The organism is Candidatus Delongbacteria bacterium, assembly GCA_041675285.1.
Lineage (GTDB): Bacteria > CAIWAD01 > CAIWAD01 > CAIWAD01 > CAIWAD01 > CAIWAD01.
The window spans coordinates 1-17,621 of the sequence record JBAYTZ010000021.1; the positions used below are offsets into that span (position 1 = coordinate 1).

Here is a 17,621-nt window from a genome sequence, read left to right on the forward strand (position 1 = left end):
GTCCATCTCTGTCTTCGAGAAAACCCAGCTACGAAGCGCCTTGAGAGCCGAAGGTTCCCAAATCGAGCAAGCATCAGATGGTAACCAATTGTTTTTGTTCGACTTCTAACCGGACACTAGTGATATGTGACAAGGACTTGTGATAACGTGGAGTGGGGGGCATTCCTCCAAGCAGTTGAATGCCATGGTTATTGAGCATTGCGAGTCCCCAGACCCGCTGTGGAAGCGGGCAAATGGCCCGCCTCGACGGAGCTTGCCGAAGACTTGCCTCGGATCTCCAAGCCCTGCAATGGGGCGCGCGACCCATGTACCAGACCCGGTTATCTTGGCTCCGTCGCCTCCCGATGCTTTGTTCTCTTGGAGTTCATCATGTACCGGCCTCAATACATTCCCTCCCCCGCCGTCTCGCAGCGGACCCACCACTGCGCCCTCTCCCGTTCCATTCTGCTGACTCTCAAGTAACCCGGGTCGACAGTCCTCGCCTGGCTGATCGCCAGGCGTTCTAAGCGGACACGTTCGTCCCGGGGCTTTCCATGCCCCAGCCATTCCCGTGGAAATCACGGGCCGGGTGGTCCATGTCCTGGGCTGCCGGGGCGGACTCTGTCCATACCCACAACCTGTTGGCCCGGCGCGTCTTTGCGCCCGGGACTTGATCATGCCTTCTGGCGGCTTCGCGCCGGCGCTGACCATGCGCTGGAGCCACCATGCTGCCCGCTTCCCGCACCGACGCCAACACCGCCGCGTCCACCACCGACTACCTCTCCCTAACCGCCCGCGAACCCGCCTTGCCGCCCACGCTGGCGGACTTCCTGGCTCTCCTGGGACCTGGGGCCAAGGACCGTCAGGAGGCCCGCCACGCGGCCCTCAGCGCCGCCATTCGCCACCTGCAGGCAGGTGCGCCCGAGGCCCCCAGCATCCAGCTCTGGCTACTGGTCTCCTACGCCACGGCCTTGCAAGGCCTGGCGGCGCGCTACCAGATGACGGGGATGGGCCTGGCGGAATCTGAAAGCTCGGTCGTGATGGCCTTCCTGGAGACGCTGCTGCTCCTGGGAGAAAAGCGGCTGGCGGATCCCTGCCTGGCGCTGGAACTCCTGCGCGACACGAGGTACCGGCTGCGCGTGCAGCTGGGGCTGCGGGACTATCAGCAGGAGGCCAGGCTCGCGTGCGCGTCGGACGAGTCGCTCATGTCGGACCGGCTGCCGGACGAGCGCACCGACGCCTACCAGGCATTGCAGGACACGATCCAGGACCTGCCACTCAGCGAGGCGGAGCGAGGCCTCTTGATCGGCCTCTATGTCTACGGCTACTCGCTTCAGGAGTGCGCGGCCCAATCGGGCGAAGCCTACGACACCACGCAGAAGCGCCACAAGCGCCTGCTGAAGCGCCTGCGGGAAAAAGCCCAGGAAAAGAGCTGACGCCTGTCCGATTCCAGCCCCTTCGCCGCCCCTTTGGTGGGAAAGGAAGAGGAGGCCCGGGATGGACGAGACCCGAATCAGCGACCCCGTCTGCGTGGACCAGATCGAGGCCCGCGTGCGCGGCGCCTTCCTGGAGCTGGCCCTGCAGGTGGGCGGCATCGTCGCCGAGCACCCGGTGGGCGACCCGGCGGTCTTCGCCCTCAGTCGCTGCGTGGAGCGCGCCTTCCGCGCCTGTCTGGAGCCCTTGGCCGACTTGCGTGTGCTGGAGGACGCCCCGCCGCCGGCCATCAACCTGCGCCGGCATCCGGCCGTGCTGCACCTCCTCTCCGTCATCAAGATCACGCACTAACCCATTCAAGGAGGACCCACCATGGGCCGGTTTGGCGACATGAACAAGCGGTACGAGGAGCACGATCTGCAGAGCGGGCGCTTCCTCAAGTTCGATGACGGCGACAAGCACCTGGTCGTGTTTCTGGGCGAGCCGCACATCCGCGAGATCTACTGGGAGGACTCGAAGACCCACCCCTGGACCGAGGGCTGCGGCAAGCCCAAGAGCCTGAAGACCAGCATGAACGTGGCCGTGCTGGAGGCGCGGGAGGGCGGCTACGCGATCCTGGGCGTGAAGGTCCTGGAGAACTCGAAGACCTTCTACAAGCTGGTCGCCAAGATGGACGCCAAGTACGGCGTCGAGGCCCAGATCTTCGAGATCGAGCGCACCGGCGCGAAGACGGACACGACATACACGGTGCTGCCCGAAGCCGCCATCTCGCCCACCCTGCGCGCCCAGCTGGAAGCCTTGGAGCTCTTCGATCTGGAAGCGGAAGGCGAGGGCCCGGAGGCGACCGGCGGCACCAAGGCCGGCGCCAAGGCCGAGCCCGCGGCCATTCTTGGCCAGGCCGAGGGCAGCGAGCTGATTGAGCGACTGAAGGCCTTGAAGGCCGTGCTGGGCGAGGTCCAGGGCGGCCAGATGATGGCCGACTTCCTCAAGCAGTTCCGCATTGCCAAGATCCGCGACCTCCCTTCCCAGCAGCTCAAGACCGCCCAGCGCTGGGTCAGCCAGGAGGAGGAGGCCGCGCGTCATGCCCAGGCGGATGGCGCCACGGGTGAGGGCGATCCCTTCTCCTGATCCCGAACTCCCCCACCTAGGCCCGGTCGGCACGCGTCCAGGTGTCGGCCGGGCCGTTTTGTGCCACATCCCCATCCCGAGAGCAGTCATGACTCACGACGTGATAGCCGATCCGATCCTGCTGGACGCAGCCGTCCTACCCACAGAACCCGCTCCCGCCCTCTCCATGGACGACGTCTTCGGTCCGGGCGGACTAATGGCTCAACACTTGCCCGACTACCAACCCCGCGAGAGCCAACTCATCATGGCGCGGGAGGTGGCGGACGCGCTGGCCGGCAGCCATGATCTGATGGTCGAAGCGCCCTGCGGAGTCGGCAAGTCGCTCGCCTACTCGGTGCCAGCGATCCTGCACGCCCTGGCCACCGGCCAGCGGGTCTTGATCGCGACGGCCAACATCGCCTTGCAGGAACAGCTCGTCCACAAGGACCTGCCCTTCCTCGCCCGCATCCTGCCCGAGCCCTTCCAGTTCACTCTGCTCAAGGGCCGCGGGCACTACCTATGCCGGGCCAAGCATGATGAGCAGCAGAGTCGGCTCTTCGCCAGCGTGGACCATGACGGCGAGCGTGAGGAGTTCGAACGCGTGCTGGACTGGGCCGGGGAAACCGGCACGGGCGATTCCAGCGAACTGCCCTTCAAGGTTTCGCCGCGCATCCGGCGTCACTTCTTCGTGGCTGACACAAGCGAGTGCGCCGGCTGCGAGCACCTCTGCTTCCACAAGGCGGCCGCGGCCGAAGCAGAGCTGGCCCAGGTGGTGGTCTGCAACTACCACGTGCTGTTTGCCCACCTGATGGTGCAGCAGGCCACGGCCGGCAAGGCCGGCGTGCTGCCGGCATTCGATGCGCTCATCTGCGACGAGGCCCACGAGATCCCAGACATCGGCCGTGATTTCGCCAGCGAGCAGATTGGCCGCTGGAGTTTTCGCGGCTTCCAGCGCCACCTGTCCCATGCCGGCTTCAAATCCCTGGACGCCGCCGCGGAGCAACTGGACCAGAAGATTCGGCTACTGGGCTTTCAGCATGGCGCACCGGGCTCCGGCCGTATCAAGGAGGCGGGCCTGATCGACGTGGGCCCCATGCTGATGGCCTTACGGAGCACGCATCGCGAGCTGAAGGCGGCCAAGCGTCAGCAACAAGAGGGGACCCCGGAGTTCAAGCTGCTGGAACGACAGCAAGGGATCTGCACCCAGCTCGGCAGGCGCGTGAAGGCCCTGGCCTGGCAGCTGTACGAGGGGTGGGTCTACTGGACCGAGCACGTGGAGTCGGCCTCCAGGGAAAGCTGGAAGCTCAGCGGCAAACCCGTGTGCATTGCGGCGTTCGTCCGCCAGGCCCTCCTCTCCTGGCTGCCCTCGTTCATCGCCACCAGCGCGACGTTGACCACCACGCCTGGCGACTTCCGCTTTCTTCGCGAGCGCATCGGACTGTCCGAGCACACGCGCCAGGTGGCCCTGCCCAGTCCTTTCCACTTCGAACGGGCGGCGCTCCTGGTGGTCCCCCGTGGGCTCCCGGAGCCCGGCGCGCCAGAGTACCGTGACCAGATCCACGACCAGTTGCACGATGCCGTTCTGCATTCGCGGGGGCGCGCCCTCTTGCTCTTCACCTCCAGCCAGGCGCTGCGCACCGCCCACCAGACACTGGCCCCTGAGTTCGAGCGCCGGGGGATCCGCTGTCACTGCCAGGGCGAGGCGCCGTCCAGGCAGCTCATCCAGCGCTTCCAGGATGACGTGTCCAGCGTGCTCTTCGCCACGCGGACCTTCTTCCAAGGCATCGATGTGCCCGGGGAGTCCCTGTCCCTGGTCGCGCTGGACCGCCTGCCCTTTCCCTCGCCGGCCGATCCCGTCATGGACTACATCGCCGAGCACAACCCCAAGGGCTGGTTCAGTGGCCACAGCCTGCCTGTCGCCTTGATCACCTGGAGGCAGATCTTCGGCCGCCTCATCCGCCGGCAGGATGACAAGGGCTGCGTGCTGCTCTTGGACGGACGGGTCACGTCCAAGAAATACGGGTGCCAATTCCTCAAGGCGCTTCCCGGCGGCAGGTTCAGCCATGAAACGGCATCCATCGCCTCCTTCCTGGCAGATGACGAGGATCCCTTCGCATGATCCACGTCGACAGCCTGCTGCGCCTGCCCATGACGGACCTGCCGGCCCGCGCCCGCGAGAAGCTTGAGCGGGCCCTGTCCTATGCGAACCCCGCCTTCGTGGCTGCCAGGAAGCGCGGGATCCAAGCGCCCAGGGAGAAGGTGGACGGTGTCTGGCGACCTGTGCCGCGGCGGCTGGACGGCTTCTCGTTGGACGCTGAGCAGATGTGGTGCGCGCCACGGGGAGCCATCGCCCTGCTGAAGGACCTGCTGGTTCCCTGGCCCGGCATCGAGGATCGGCGCGCTGTTCATCCCCTGCCCGGGGATGCACTCCCACCGTTGTTGCTCGCGCTGCGTCCTTATCAGGCAGCGGCCCGAACCGCCATGGTCCAGCGCCAGCAGGGCGTGCTGGTGATCCCCGCCGGCGGCGGCAAGACCGTGACGGCTCTCGCAGCCCTGGCTGTGATCGGACAGCGCACGCTCATCCTGGTTCACACCATCGACTTGCTGGAACAGTGGCGCGACGAGGTGGAGGAACACTTCGGCTTCGTCCCAGGCGCGAGCGCCGGATCCAGCGCGCCCATCATCGTGGCCACGGTGCAAGGCCTGGCGCGCCTGGCGCCGGACGCACTTTCACGCGAGCTCGGCTCCTACGGCTGCCTCATTCTGGACGAAGGCCACCACGGTCCGGCCAGCACCTTCGATCGCGTGGTGAACGCCTGCCCGGCCAAGTGGCGCTTGGCCCTGACGGCGACGCCAGAGCGCGAGGACGGGCTGACCCCCAAGCTCTACCACACCTTTGGACCCCTCCTGCACGAAACCCGCCAGGCAGACCTATTGGCGGGCGGCTGGCTGGTGCCAGCTGTCATCCACGAGATCCACACGGCCTTCACCTTCCCCTACCGCGGCGCTGGCGACTGGCAGGCCCTCGTGGAGGTGCTGGCCCGGGACGTGGCGCGCCGTAGCCTCGTCCTGGACGTGCTGGAAGCCCTCTATCAGGACGAGGAGCGCGTGATCCTGGTTTTGTCCGGCCGGGTGGAGGACCACCTGGAACAACTCTTCCAGGCGGCCCGGGCCCGGGGCATCGAGGGGGAACTGTTGGCCGGCAAGGTGAAGAAGGACGCGCGGCGCCTGATCCGGCGCGCGGTCCGGGCCGGCCAGGTGCGCGTGCTCTTCGCCAGTTCCGTGGCCGACGAAGGCCTCAACATTCCCGAGCTGAACACCTTGCTCCTCACCTTCCCGGCCAAGGCCGAGGGGCGCGTCGAGCAGCGCGTGGGCCGCGTGATGCGCGCGGCGCCGGGCAAGACGAAGGGCGAGGTCTACGACTTCATCGACAGCGCCGTTGTTCACGTGGAGAACGACTCGAAGCCATTGCTGCGCCAGTACGCCGGCAGGCGGGCCGCCTACAAGAAGCTCCTGGCGACAATTGTCAAGGCACAGCCGGCGGCGCAGACCCCGCCGCTTGAAACGGCGCCGATAGCCGTGTTGGCAGCCCCGACCATCATCGTGCGACCTGGTGGGCCCACCCGCTTCGTCGTCGGCCTGGATCCCTCCTTCACGCACTTCGCGCTGGTGGCCGTGGACCTGGCCACCTGGTGGCCCTTGGCCATGACGACCCTGGTGACGGCGCCTTCCGATCGCAAGCTGGGCCTGCGCAAGGCCGACGACGACGGCCGGCGCCTGGAGATCCTGGCCCTAGGCATCCGCGACTTCCTGAGAGCCTACCCGCCCGCGCTTCTCTGCTGCGAGACACCGTCCTCCGGCGCCCAGAGTGCCGCAGCCTTGAAAGGCCTGGCCTATGCCAAGGCCCTCTTGGTGGCCGCGCACGTGTACCACGAGGTGCCCACGATCTGGCTTCTGCCGGGCGAGATCAAGGAGCGCGTGGGCGGCGGCTTGACCGCGACAAAGTCGCGCGTGGCGGACGGTGTGCGCGCGGTTCGGGCGCGGGACGACCGGTCCTGGGCCGGGGCGGGCTGGGACGTGACGAAGGAGCGCAGCGAACACCAATTCGACGCCGCAGCGGCCATCCTGGCGGCGCGCGGCGACGACCTCTTCATGGCGGCTATCCGGTAGCAGGGGAATCGCGTGGGCCACTTCCAGGATGTTGTCGAGCACCTCAAGCGCGAGCTGACCTTGGACTCGCTCTTGCCGCGGGCGGCTCAGGGAAAGCGAACCCTCTGCTGCCCCCTGCCGGGCCACGCCGACAAGACTCCCTCCTTCACCCACTACCGCGAAACCAACAGCTGGATCTGCTGGAGCCATCCGGGCGGGCGCTCTGCCGGCAGCGTGCTGGACTACCTGATGGCCGAACGGGGCGTGTCCTTCAAGGAGGCGGTGCAAATCGGCGCCGATCTCCTCGGCATCGAACTCAAGCCCCCAACGGAGGAGGAGAAGGTCGAGAGCGCAGCCCGCCGGCAGCGGGAGGATGTGCTGACCGTGCTGGCCCAGGTTTGCCATGGGTGGCTCCTGGGCGACAGCGACCTGGCGACCCGAGCACGGAGCTACCTGCACGACCGGGGCTTCACAGATGAGCTGATTCGCGCGCAGCGTGTGGGCCTCTTAGACATCCAGAAGCTCTTTCAGGTCAGGGAAAGCCATCCCTGGCTGGCGGGATTCAGCGAGGCGGACTTCGCAGCCGTAGGCCTGCGTGGCGAGAAAGGGAACGTCCTCTTCCTGGGTCCTCGGCTGGCCATTCCCCTGCTCGTCCGCCAGCGCGTGACGAGCTTCACCTTCCGTGCCCTGGAGCCCCAGGACAAGCGAAAGTACCTGCACCTGCCCGGGCCGGCCGGCCTCTACAATGAGGATGCTCTTCACCATCCGGGGCGCGAGGTCGTCCTCACCGAAGGCATCCCCGATTGCTGGACCCTCTTAGAGTGGGACATCCCATCCCTGGGTTGCCTGGGCGCGGAGGCCTCCAAACACGCGGTGCGCTTCGCCCGTCAGCGCCGCGTGACGCTGGTCTGGGACAACGATGCCACCGGCCGCGGCCGCGTTCTGAAATCGGCGCGGGCCCTCCAGGCCCAGATGCCGGACGGAGACGTGTGCATCCTGCACGTGCCGGGCGAGAAGGACATCAACGACTGGGCCCGGGCCGGCGGCACGAAGGAGGAATTCCAGGCGCTGCTGAAGGCCGCGCCGGACCTAATCGACTACCAGATCGACCTCCTGCCCGATGTGAAAGGTGGCGGCCGCCTGGGACGCGAAGAGCAGGAGCTGCTGCTGGCGATCATCGACGCCCTGCTGGCCCTGGACGACAACCTGCAGTCCGCGTACCTGAAGCGCATCAGTCGCCGCATCGACACGCCCGTCAAAGGCCTGCGCGAGATGCTGAAGGATCGCGGCGCCAAGCGAAAAGAGGAGCTGCTGAAGTCCCCGCCGGAGGATGGCGGGACGCAAGTGAGCCCCAGGCTTCTCTTCAAGGACACCGTGCCCTACGTCGCAGCATTGAACTTCAGCATCACGGACAAGGCCGTGGGCAACCTGGGCGTCTGGGTGACCGAAGTGGACGAGGATGGCGAGATCCCAGTCAAGTTCGTGGTGGAGTCTCGCGTCGACCTTGGGACTCCCCAGGTGTCCATCGTCCGCTACGCATCCCGAGCCATCAACGACAAGAAGCTCACGCGCTTCCCGGATCCGGACCTGCCTCGCTGGAACCTATCCAAATCCATCCCCAACAGTGTGGAGTGTTTCATGCACGACCCATCCGCCAACACGCCCAGCACGGCCGAGCTCTTCCTGGACATCCGTGCGCTCTTGAAGGAGTTCATCTGGTACCCGGCCGAGCACGAGTTCGACATAATCGCCCTCTGGATCATGATGACCTATGTCTACCCTCTCTTCGGGACCCTGGGCTACCTGCACTTCAACGGCATCACGGGATCCGGCAAGAGCCTCAGCCTGAACTTCATCCACCAGCTCGCCTTCAACGCGCGCAAGACCACCAACATCACCGACTCGGCCCTCTTCCGCCTGGTGCACGCCAATCGCGCGACGGCCATCCTGGACGAGGCCGAGAAGCTCAGCTACCCCAAGCCCGGCACCATGGAAGCCGCGATCCGCACGACCTTCCTCGATTCCTACAAGGAAGGGTCCAGCGCGAGCCGGACCAACATGGACACGGGCCTCGTGGAGATCTTCGACACTTATGGGCCCAAGTGCTTCGGGTCCATCAACGAGATCGACCATGTCTTCGGCAACCGCTGCATCGTCATCCGCAGCCTGAAGAAGCAGAAGGACGTGGTCCTAAAGGATCACGCCCAGAACGACCGTGAGATCAAGACCCGCACAGCGCTTCTGCGGAACCGCCTCCACTGCTGGGCGCTGACCAAATTCCATCTGCTGCACAAGATCTACACCGAGGACTTGATGGGCGCCCTGCCCGACCTCTACAGCCGCGAGCGGGAGATCTGGCTGCCCCTGATCACCCTCGCCCACCAGGTGGATCGGGAGTCAGGGCAGGACGAAACCTGCTGTCTGGTGGACACGCTGCTGAAGGCCCAGCGCGAGAAGTCGACGGAGCAGGAGGAGCGCGCGCGCCGCGAGAACCTGGACATCCTCATCCTGCAGACGCTACTGCAGTTGATCACGGGCGAGGACCGCCGCGTGTACGAGCTCTTGTCCTTCCCGCACGAGTATTCCTCAGCCAAGCTCGCCGAGGCCCTTCACACCGAGCTACTGGAAGACGGGCTCTGGCCCTTCGAAAAGAAACTCAGCGCCAACCGGTTGACGAACACGCTGAAGACCCACCACGTCATCAGCGAAGAGGACGTCCGCCGGCGCGTGGAGGGCGGCAAGCGGTCGCGCTCCATCCGGCTCTTGGAGGCGCCGCTGCATGACGCCCTCCGGCGCCTCCACGGGCAGGAGGACGACGACATGAAGCCTGGACCCGCCAGCCTCAGTGAGGTGGCCCCGAACGACGCGGGCATCTCCCAGGCCGGCCAACCCGGTCCCGGCACGACCCCCGACATGGACCCTCTCCCCTTCTAACGAAAGGAGCATCTCATGGCCCGGCCTCCCCACCAGCTGGCGGACAGCTATCGCATCGTCGGTCTCAAGGCCGAGAACTTCATGCGCCTGAAGGCTGTGGAGATCGCCTTCGACCCGGCAGCCCACACGGCGCACCTCTCGGGCGAGAACGGCGAGGGCAAGACCAGCGTCATCCAGGCCATCTGGACGGCCCTGGGCGGCGCCAAGGTCGCGCCGCGCGAGCCCGTGCACGCGGGTTCGGATCAAGCGGAGATCGTCCTGGACATGGCGCCGTCGGACGATGCGCGCCCGGACAGCCCGCGGCGGATCCGCGTGACCCGCACGGTCACGGCGGAGGGCGGCTGGGGCCTCAAGCTTTGGACCCCGGACAAGGGGAGCTTCCCCAGCCCCCAAGCGATCCTGGACGCCTTCTTCAACACGCTGACTTTCGACCCCAGCGAGTTCATTCGCATGAAGCCGGAGGGCCGCAGCCGCGTCTTGATCGACATGGCCGGGATCGGCGAGACCATCAAGGAACTGAAGAAGCGACGCCAATCGATCTACGACGAGCGCACCGACGTGAACCGGGACCTCAAGGCCTCTGAGAGCCGGCTGGAAGCCCTGCCCATGCCGGCACCGAACACGCCGGCGGTGGTCAGTCTGACGCAGCTCTCAAGCGAGCTGGAAGACGCGCGACGGGTGAAGAAAGGCAACGACGCCACACGGCAGGCGCTGGTGGACCTGCGCCATACGCACGGCGAAGCCAGGGCGGAGGTGACACGCCTTGAAGGTGAGCTGCAAGCCGCGCGCGACCGTGTGGTCCAGCTGGTGGAGGACGGACGCGTGGCCAAGGCCCAGGTGGATGCGCTGGTGGACCCAGATCTGACGGCCCTTGTGGAGTGCCTGGCCACGGCGGAAGAGACGAACGAGCGGGCCCGCGCGGCGGCGCGCCACCGGGAAGAGGAGGACAACAGGGCACGTCTGCAGAAGGAGACCCAGGACCTGACGACCCGTATCGATGCCGTGGACGACGAGATCGGTCAGGTGATCCTGGCCGCGCACTTCCCCATCGGTGGCTTGTCCATCACGGACGAGGGCGTCGTGCTCTACCAGGGCATGCCCTTCGAGCAGGCCAGCGATGCCCAGCGCTTGGAGGTTTCCCTGGCCATGGGCGCGGCCATGCACCCGAAGCTCAGATTTCTGGCCCTGCGCGAGGCTTCCATGATGACTGAAAAGACCCGGGCGCGCGTGGCCGCCTGGGCGGCTGAACAGGGCGTACTGGTCCTGATGGAGCTCGCCACAAGCGAGCAGGTGGGCGTGCACATCGTGGACGGCGAGGTGGCGAGTGGGATCTGACGCCATCGATCACTGGCCGTCGGGGGAACGTCCCGTCTACTTCGCCACGGCGGATGCCTGGAGGATTCTTGAGATCGTGGAGCGAGACACGCTTTCCAATGACGCGCGCCTTACGCTGCTGACGCCCTTCGCCACGCGCGACATCCGCGGGGCCTACTTCCTGACGCGCGACCGGGCCGCTCTCGCCCGGCAGCACGTGCTGATGTCGGGAGTGGACAGAGGGCAAACGGCGCGCGGTAGCGCCCGGATCTTGCTCAGACGCGCCTTTGAGCGGGTCCGCTTGCGGGAGGCGGCGGCCCAGATGGAGTGCGAGCGGGAGTCGATTCGTGCCCACTTCAAGGCCTCGCCACCCCCCTGTGTGGGCTATCGCCACCGCAGCACGCGCAGGGCGCTGGATCTGGCCACCAGCAGGCAGCCGCTCCTCATCCGCGTGCGCAAGCTCTTGGAACTGCAGCCAGGCGTCCTTCGCTCCGCCGCGGCCGCCCTCCGGGACCCGGCGTCCACCCGGGTCCTCTATCCCCGCTGGCCGACCGCGGACGAGCGCGAACAGGTCGCGGGCATCCTGGATCTAGCGCTTGACCTGCTGCAGGACCTGGCCAGATGAAGCTCGGGAGGGCCTGATCCATGGGTAGAAAGAAGTCAGCGCGAGCGAAGGAGCGCCGGCCGCATACGCGCGAGGAGATCGGCACGGACATTCGCTGGGTGAACTGGGATCTCCTGGCCGCCTTTGGTGAAGATGAGCGAGGCTACACTTATCTGGCCGCGATCCTGCGCTACTGCTGCGTCGAGGACCGATCGACGGAGTGGATGGAGCTTCTGGTGGACCGCGCGCGGGCTGCCCATGGGCGGGCCGGACACGGGGTTCCCGGCCAGTTCGCCGCCCTGCGCGTCTTCCGCCGCGCGGGACTGGTCATCCTGCACAAGCTCATGGACGAGCTGGGCGTGGGGAAGCCCATGCGACCTCGCGCAGCCTTCTACTCTCCAATCACCGAGCAGCTCGTGATCGTCACCACCCACTGGAAGACGGTGGACAAGACCGAGTAGCCCTGCGGAAGGGGCCTTGTCCCCACCGCACTTTCTGCCTTTTCTTCGGCCTCCCTGTCCGATTTCAGGTCCATCGCCGCCCCTTTGGTGGGAAACACCAAGACGCGCGAGAGGCCGCCCTTCCATGAACACGCCCATTGTCGCGCCGGAACAAGCCCGGCGCCAAGAGATCCTGGACGAGATCTTCCGCCAGCTCGGCTACGCTCCGCCCCTCCTGCCGGCCTTCCTATCGGAAACCGAACTGGCCAAGGTCTTGCTCACCACCGCCTCGGCCTTGCGGACACGGCGCTGGGAAGGCGCTCCGATGCCCCCCCACCTCAAGATTGGCCGGCCCGTTCTCTACCGCCCGGCCGATGTCGTCGACTTCATCCTCATCCACTTCAATGGAGCCACCCTATGAATCACCCCATTGTCCTTGGGGGCCTGGCTGTGCTCAGCCTGCCTGGCGTTTGGATCTGGTACCGGGCTACCGTGCGCCGCCGCGTGGCCAGCGAGCAGGCGACGTGGCGCCGACAGCTCGCGCGTGGTGTGGCGGAGGCGTCCCAGGCCACGGCTGAGATCTCCGAGGCCGCCGCCGCGGCGTTGGGGGTCCTGGGCGAGGTCCTCCAGGGAACGGGCACGCTGGGCGTGCTCGAATCCAGCGTGCTCTTTGAGCGCGTCAAGGCCGGCAAGATCCTGGACGACAAGCGCGCCCGGGAGGCGCTCCTCCTGCGCGTGGCCGCCTTGCTGCAAGGGATCGCCGGGGCCCGCGAGCTTGCCCATGTCATGCTGCCCGAGACCCGCCGTGACAAGGCTCTGAAGAGCGACGTCGTCGCCATCCTGGACGTCACCCTGGACGCCGACCGGGCGGCAGCCACCGCGTCCGCCACCTGACACACCCACCCATCGGAGGACCTGAACTGTGGACAAGAACCCCGCAAACGGAAAGCCGAGCGCCACGGACCTGGACCATTATGACCATCTCCTGGCGCGTGTGCTACGCCTGCAGGAGCTGACGCGCTGCGAGGGATGGAGCGAGGTGGCGGACACGCTTGCCGCACTCAGCGCCGATGCCACGCGCAAGCTGGAGTCCGCCGAGAAGATGAACGACGTGATCCGCTGCCAGGTCGCCATTGCCCTGGTGCGTGAGCAGAAGGCCCCGCTGCGCCAGGCCGTGGACGATCTGAACGAGCACTGCGAGCGCTACCCGCTCTTCGCCCAGGACTTCCCATGCCGGGCGGATTTCAACGAGCTGGACAGTCGCGTGACGCTGATCGGGCTGGGAACGCTGAGCGATCTGCCCATCCCACCGGACCTCAGGGCAGGGGAGGAGATCGAGGCGCCCAGTGGCCGGACCGATGGGACGTCCCGGCACCGGCGCCGTGTCCACGCTCCCAGCCCCGCCTCCCCCTCTCTTCCGGAGGAAAGCCATCCCGAGCCCGGTGATCCCTTCGACGATTGACACCCCACACACGTGCCGGGGCGCCTGTAGGTCCCGGCCCCGCTTAAGGGCACCACTCCATGACTGCATTCTCCCATCGTCACCTGCTTGAGCGCCTGCGGGCGGACCACGGCTATTCGGCGCGCAGCGCCAAGTCCGTCCTGCAGGACGTGCTGTCTGTCCTCTTGGACCAGCTTGAGGATCTCCAGATCGGCGACTCGCTGACGCTCACGCATCTGGGCCGCCTGGAATGCCAGGCACCCAAGGCCCGGCGCTGGGCGTGGCCGCGCGAGCCGGGATCCCGAGACCTGCCGCTTCCCACCCGCCGGATTCGCTTCACGCCCGCCGCCTTCCTGGCTGCGAGTCTGCGGTCCAAGCAGGCACGGATTTCCACGGCAGACCCTCGCGCCGACGAAACGCACCCCGCGCGCGAGGACCCTGGGCCATGATGCAGGGCTCGCAGGTCACGGGTCTGGGCCCTCCCGCGCCTGGCGCCAGAGCACATCGCCACCAACCCGCCAACAAGACCCCACGCCCCTGGTGGCCACCGTGCGCAGCCAGGGGCGCCTTTCACTCCAAGGAGACTCCCGGTCATGCCCATCGCCCCTGAAATCATGCAATACCTCGCCCGGCGCGAGAAGAAACTCCTCGACCACGTGACCGTCCAGACCTCAAGCGCGCTTGAGCACTTCCGCCAGACCCATCCGGGCATGCAGGGCACGGAGCAGCTAAGCGAGCGACTCCTGCACCTGGAACGCCGCGTGGCCGCCCTCTGGGACCTGGTGTCGCGCACGCATCCCAAGGAAGCCGTCAACCCCGTCCCCAAGGTCAAGCGCGACAGCCAGGGCCGCGTTGTCGACGAGCTCCTGCGCGACCTGATCTACGCCCGATCCGACACCGGCCTGTCCAAGACCCAGCTGGCGCGTGTGCTGAACGTCCACGTGCGCACGCTCACCAATTGGCTGAACCGCCGAAAGGCCCCGCTTGATGCGACCACGCGCAGCATGCTCAGGGAGTGGATCGATGAGTCGAGGCACGCCGGCGGTCGGCAAATCCGCGCCTGGAAGGGGGAGTCCGATGAGGCGTGATCAGCGATCGATGGGACGAGCTTGTTCAGGCGGCAGGGGTTCGGAACGGGTCTGGTGGGCCAAGGGTCCAGTCAGGCTGAGCGAAGTTGTATCACAAGAAAAACTCGTTTGGAACTCTAGCCCACTGGACCTGTTCCAGAATCAGATTTCCGCCCAGGCCATCGGGCGTGGAATCAGCTTGGATGGCCCAGTGGCCCAACGATATGCAAACTATCAGGGGAGTGCGCGCTCTCCCTCTAAAAGCCCGCGGGATCGGGGACACTCGACGACTGATCATTTTTCTTTTTTAAAGAAGAGTCGTTGTGCGTCCTGGAGCCTGCGGGCAGGCGCTGGAGAGAGAGCGCGCAAAAGCCACTTGCCATGCTATTGGAAAAAGCCATCGGGCACGCCACACATCACACGCCCGCGCTGTTTCCCGCTAACCGACGGTTCCCCCTTTGGCGTCCCCCGCGCCGCCCGCCCGCGCCACGCCCGCACTAGCTGGCGCCACGCCCGCACCAGCTGGCGCCACGTGCCCGCCGTGACCTTCCAGCCAACTCGCCAAGCCACCACGAGGACCCGCCCATGACAACGCCTCACACGGCGCCTCAGGTGCCCTATAGCCCAGGCACGCCCCTCCTCGACCCCGCCATCCCCGAGGGCTTCGTCGTCCACAACGAGCATTGGTCCTTCTCGCGCCTGGACACCTACGCCCGTTGCCCCCTGGCCTACAAGGCCCGCTACCTGGATCCCCAGATCTTCGGTGAGGAGGCCTGGGTGCCGCTGGCCAATCCCATCTCACCCGCAATCTTGGGTACTCTCTGCCACCGGACACTCGAGCTGGCGTGCACCACGCTGCTGGCCGCCAGGCACAAGGGCCGGCTCTTTCGCCACCAGAAGCTCGTCCTCGACAGCCTTACCCAGGCCTTTCAAGAACATCCGGAGGCCAGCGGCATGCTGCTGGAGGAAGCCCAGGCCATCCTGGTCGGGTATTTGAAGAGCGGCGACTTCTACGCCGACCAGATCCTCGGCCTCGAGTGGCCCTTCGAGCTGGTGATCGAGGAGCCCGATGGCGACATCCCCATCGTCGGCTTCATCGACCGCTTGGAGGTCACGCCGGAGGGCGTCGTGCGCATCAAGGACTACAAGACCAACCGCATGCTCTACACGAAGGACGAGCTCCGTCACTCCTTGCAAGCGTCGCTCTACGAGATCGCCGTGCGCGAATCCGAAGCCCTGGCCGTTACGCCGGACACGCCCGTCGATTTCGAGTTCGTCCTCCTTCGGCACGGCATCGCCCAGCGCACCACGCGCTCCGCGTCAGACCTCGACCTGGCGCTCCACCAGGTGGTCACGCTGGTGCGGCGCTGCGAGAAGAGCACGCGCTTCGAACCCCACCTGAACAAGTACTGCGCCTGGTGCGACCACAAAACCCGCTGCCCGCTTTGGCGCGAGGTGGCCCAGCGCGGCCTGCCCCAGGTCCAGGTGAATCCGGGCGACCTCTCGGCCATCGCCATCGAATACGACCGCCTGTCAAGTGCCGCCAAGATCCTCTACGGCCGGAAGGAAGAGCTGGCCGACCTCATGAAGATCCACCTCATCGGACACGAGCAGATCGAGACGCCCACGCACTTCTATCGCGTCACACCAGCGAACGAGACCACGTTCACCGACCCGTACCAGATCGTCAGCCTGCTGGCCCGCGCGTATCACCGCACCAACGGCGAAGTGCTGCGCCGTATTGGACGGCTCTCCAAGACCGAGTTCGATCTGGTGTTGAAGGATGCCCAGGGTCGGCTGACCACCACGGCCTGGAAGGACCTGCAGGACGAGATCGCGCCTCTCATCGAAACCATGCCCAACCCCAAGCTGCAGGCCTACAAGCGGCTGGTGGAGGAACCGGGGCTTCAGGCCCGGAAGGCGCCCCGGCCGAAGGCCAAGCGCAGGATCCGGGTGTGAGGGCGGATTCTCAGAATTGAGAAAGGCGGAGCCGGATTCTCAGAAGTGAGAATTGGGCAGGATGGCGCGCGGCCAGGCACGGATTTCAGTTCGCCGCTTTGAAGGAAGCGCGCAAAGGGGTCATGAACGGCAGGCGGGCCTGCAGGGCTGTTGAGATTTTCCGCGTGCGCCTTCCCAGCCGGCCCTGGGGCCAGGCCCGCCCACAGATGCTGGAGGATGGCATGAAGCGAGATCCGGGGAGAATCGACACCGGCAGCCGGGGAAACCCTATCGCAGTCAGCCCGCGCTGCGGGATGGAGATGGACGGCGGCAGGCTCTGCCGGTCGGCCGTGCCCGCGGTCGGGATGCGCTGCACGGATCACCAGGACCTGGCGCCGGGCGACCTGGAGGCCAGACCGGAGCTCCCGGCCGGCGTGGTCGTGCCCGAGGTCTTTCCGAAGGACAAGGACCGGCAACGGGCCTTGGAGGCCTACGTGGCCGAGATCTACCGGGACTACGCCGGGCTGAACACGGGTGCGGACCTCCGCCAGATCCTGATGGCCGGCGCGGCCTACGTGCGCCTGCTCTACGACGGCGCCTCCCTGGACCCCAAGGACATGGACTTCCTGTCCAAGATTGTGGACAGACACCTGCGCAACCTGCGTGCGACGCCCAAGGAGATCGCCGACGGCCAGTCCAAGGGCAACCGGGACGCCGCAGGCTTGGGCGCCTTGGCGGCTGCGGCCGGCGTGGGCGCCTTGCTGGAGCGCGTGCGGGCAACCATGACCCCGGGCCAGCTGAAGGCCTTGCGGGCCGGTGGGGCGCCGCAGGGCTTGGGCGTCGGCGCCATCGGCGCGCCAGGCGCCGGCATGGAGGTCGCCCAGGCCGACGACCAGGCGCCGGATCCCTTCGGCGACTGACCTTCTGGGCCACCAAGTGCCCAAAACCCGGAATTCATGTCCGAGAACATGCCGCGCCGCCTTGGGGCGGCTTTTGCCTGTCAAGGGGATCGCCCACCAGGTTGGCTGGGAAAGGTCCGAGAATGGTAGTTCTGGGACATGGGCTCGGGCATAAGCGCCGACTTTACCTGCCGGCGGCCCCTTGAACAGGCGGGCCGGGGGGGTGGTCCATCGCAAAGCGGCCGGGCACGCAGGGGCACTTTGGTTGTAAGGGGTGATTTCGAGCGCGGGCAATCCTACGTATTGGGCGGCCCA

Annotated in this window: 16 protein-coding genes; all 16 read left to right on the forward strand. The window is 66.6% G+C overall.

From position 1 onward, the window contains the following. The first annotated feature begins 704 nt into the window (after positions 1-704). The 16 genes from WC326_15105 to WC326_15180 all read left to right on the forward strand — a co-directional run bounded on the left by WC326_15105 (position 705) and on the right by WC326_15180 (position 17,327). The gene (locus WC326_15105; GenBank protein MFA7332395.1) at positions 705-1,415 is read left to right on the forward strand and encodes a hypothetical protein; all 711 of its coding nucleotides are present in this window, start codon (positions 705-707) and stop codon (positions 1,413-1,415) included. Between the two features lie 61 nt (positions 1,416-1,476). After that, positions 1,477-1,764 (forward strand): hypothetical protein, encoded by a 288-nt coding sequence (locus WC326_15110; protein ID MFA7332396.1) that lies wholly within the window; start codon positions 1,477-1,479, stop codon positions 1,762-1,764. A gap of 21 nt (positions 1,765-1,785) precedes the next feature. Then, positions 1,786-2,541: a hypothetical protein gene (locus tag WC326_15115; GenBank protein ID MFA7332397.1), complete on the forward strand. Its 756-nt coding sequence runs from the start codon at positions 1,786-1,788 to the stop codon at positions 2,539-2,541. An 88-nt stretch (positions 2,542-2,629) separates the two neighbouring features. Beyond that, positions 2,630-4,639, forward strand: a complete 2,010-nt coding sequence (locus WC326_15120; protein ID MFA7332398.1) for an ATP-dependent DNA helicase — start codon at positions 2,630-2,632, stop codon at positions 4,637-4,639. Next, on the forward strand, positions 4,636-6,690 hold the full coding sequence (locus WC326_15125; GenBank protein MFA7332399.1) for a DEAD/DEAH box helicase family protein: 2,055 nt from the start codon (positions 4,636-4,638) through the stop codon (positions 6,688-6,690). Before WC326_15120 ends, WC326_15125 begins: the two co-directional genes overlap by 4 nt. A gap of 12 nt (positions 6,691-6,702) precedes the next feature. Continuing rightward, complete coding sequence (locus WC326_15130) at positions 6,703-9,603, forward strand: CHC2 zinc finger domain-containing protein (GenBank protein MFA7332400.1); 2,901 nt, start codon at positions 6,703-6,705, stop codon at positions 9,601-9,603. A 15-nt stretch (positions 9,604-9,618) separates the two neighbouring features. Then, entirely contained in the window at positions 9,619-10,938 is a 1,320-nt protein-coding gene (locus WC326_15135) for an AAA family ATPase (GenBank protein ID MFA7332401.1), read from the forward strand. Next, the gene (locus WC326_15140; GenBank protein ID MFA7332402.1) at positions 10,928-11,542 is read left to right on the forward strand and encodes a hypothetical protein; all 615 of its coding nucleotides are present in this window, start codon (positions 10,928-10,930) and stop codon (positions 11,540-11,542) included. Before WC326_15135 ends, WC326_15140 begins: the two co-directional genes overlap by 11 nt. Before the next feature lie 20 nt (positions 11,543-11,562). Further along, the gene (locus WC326_15145) at positions 11,563-11,982 is read left to right on the forward strand and encodes a hypothetical protein (protein ID MFA7332403.1); all 420 of its coding nucleotides are present in this window, start codon (positions 11,563-11,565) and stop codon (positions 11,980-11,982) included. Positions 11,983-12,106: 124 nt separating this feature from the next. Beyond that, positions 12,107-12,382 carry a hypothetical protein gene (locus tag WC326_15150; GenBank protein MFA7332404.1) on the forward strand — a complete coding sequence of 92 codons (276 nt, stop codon included), beginning with the start codon at positions 12,107-12,109 and terminating at the stop codon, positions 12,380-12,382. Beyond that, positions 12,379-12,855 carry a hypothetical protein gene (locus tag WC326_15155; protein ID MFA7332405.1) on the forward strand — a complete coding sequence of 159 codons (477 nt, stop codon included), beginning with the start codon at positions 12,379-12,381 and terminating at the stop codon, positions 12,853-12,855. Before WC326_15150 ends, WC326_15155 begins: the two co-directional genes overlap by 4 nt. A 28-nt stretch (positions 12,856-12,883) precedes the next feature. Then, positions 12,884-13,423 carry a hypothetical protein gene (locus WC326_15160; GenBank protein ID MFA7332406.1) on the forward strand — a complete coding sequence of 180 codons (540 nt, stop codon included), beginning with the start codon at positions 12,884-12,886 and terminating at the stop codon, positions 13,421-13,423. Between the two features lie 59 nt (positions 13,424-13,482). Beyond that, positions 13,483-13,851 (forward strand): hypothetical protein, encoded by a 369-nt coding sequence (locus WC326_15165; GenBank protein MFA7332407.1) that lies wholly within the window; start codon positions 13,483-13,485, stop codon positions 13,849-13,851. A gap of 144 nt (positions 13,852-13,995) precedes the next feature. After that, positions 13,996-14,490: a hypothetical protein gene (locus tag WC326_15170; protein MFA7332408.1), complete on the forward strand. Its 495-nt coding sequence runs from the start codon at positions 13,996-13,998 to the stop codon at positions 14,488-14,490. A gap of 564 nt (positions 14,491-15,054) precedes the next feature. Then, complete coding sequence (locus WC326_15175) at positions 15,055-16,428, forward strand: PD-(D/E)XK nuclease family protein (GenBank protein ID MFA7332409.1); 1,374 nt, start codon at positions 15,055-15,057, stop codon at positions 16,426-16,428. A 221-nt stretch (positions 16,429-16,649) separates the two neighbouring features. After that, positions 16,650-17,327: a hypothetical protein gene (locus WC326_15180; GenBank protein MFA7332410.1), complete on the forward strand. Its 678-nt coding sequence runs from the start codon at positions 16,650-16,652 to the stop codon at positions 17,325-17,327. The last annotated feature ends 294 nt before the right edge of the window (positions 17,328-17,621 follow it).

Coding starts and splice junctions, on each gene's coding strand:
- WC326_15105 (MFA7332395.1), top strand. CDS start 705: ATGCTGCCCGCTTCCCGCACCGACGCCAACACCGCCGCGTCCACCACC.
- WC326_15110 (MFA7332396.1), top strand. CDS start 1,477: ATGGACGAGACCCGAATCAGCGACCCCGTCTGCGTGGACCAGATCGAG.
- WC326_15115 (MFA7332397.1), top strand. CDS start 1,786: ATGGGCCGGTTTGGCGACATGAACAAGCGGTACGAGGAGCACGATCTG.
- WC326_15120 (MFA7332398.1), top strand. CDS start 2,630: ATGACTCACGACGTGATAGCCGATCCGATCCTGCTGGACGCAGCCGTC.
- WC326_15125 (MFA7332399.1), top strand. CDS start 4,636: ATGATCCACGTCGACAGCCTGCTGCGCCTGCCCATGACGGACCTGCCG.
- WC326_15135 (MFA7332401.1), top strand. CDS start 9,619: ATGGCCCGGCCTCCCCACCAGCTGGCGGACAGCTATCGCATCGTCGGT.
- WC326_15145 (MFA7332403.1), top strand. CDS start 11,563: ATGGGTAGAAAGAAGTCAGCGCGAGCGAAGGAGCGCCGGCCGCATACG.
- WC326_15150 (MFA7332404.1), top strand. CDS start 12,107: ATGAACACGCCCATTGTCGCGCCGGAACAAGCCCGGCGCCAAGAGATC.
- WC326_15155 (MFA7332405.1), top strand. CDS start 12,379: ATGAATCACCCCATTGTCCTTGGGGGCCTGGCTGTGCTCAGCCTGCCT.
- WC326_15165 (MFA7332407.1), top strand. CDS start 13,483: ATGACTGCATTCTCCCATCGTCACCTGCTTGAGCGCCTGCGGGCGGAC.
- WC326_15170 (MFA7332408.1), top strand. CDS start 13,996: ATGCCCATCGCCCCTGAAATCATGCAATACCTCGCCCGGCGCGAGAAG.
- WC326_15175 (MFA7332409.1), top strand. CDS start 15,055: ATGACAACGCCTCACACGGCGCCTCAGGTGCCCTATAGCCCAGGCACG.
- WC326_15180 (MFA7332410.1), top strand. CDS start 16,650: ATGAAGCGAGATCCGGGGAGAATCGACACCGGCAGCCGGGGAAACCCT.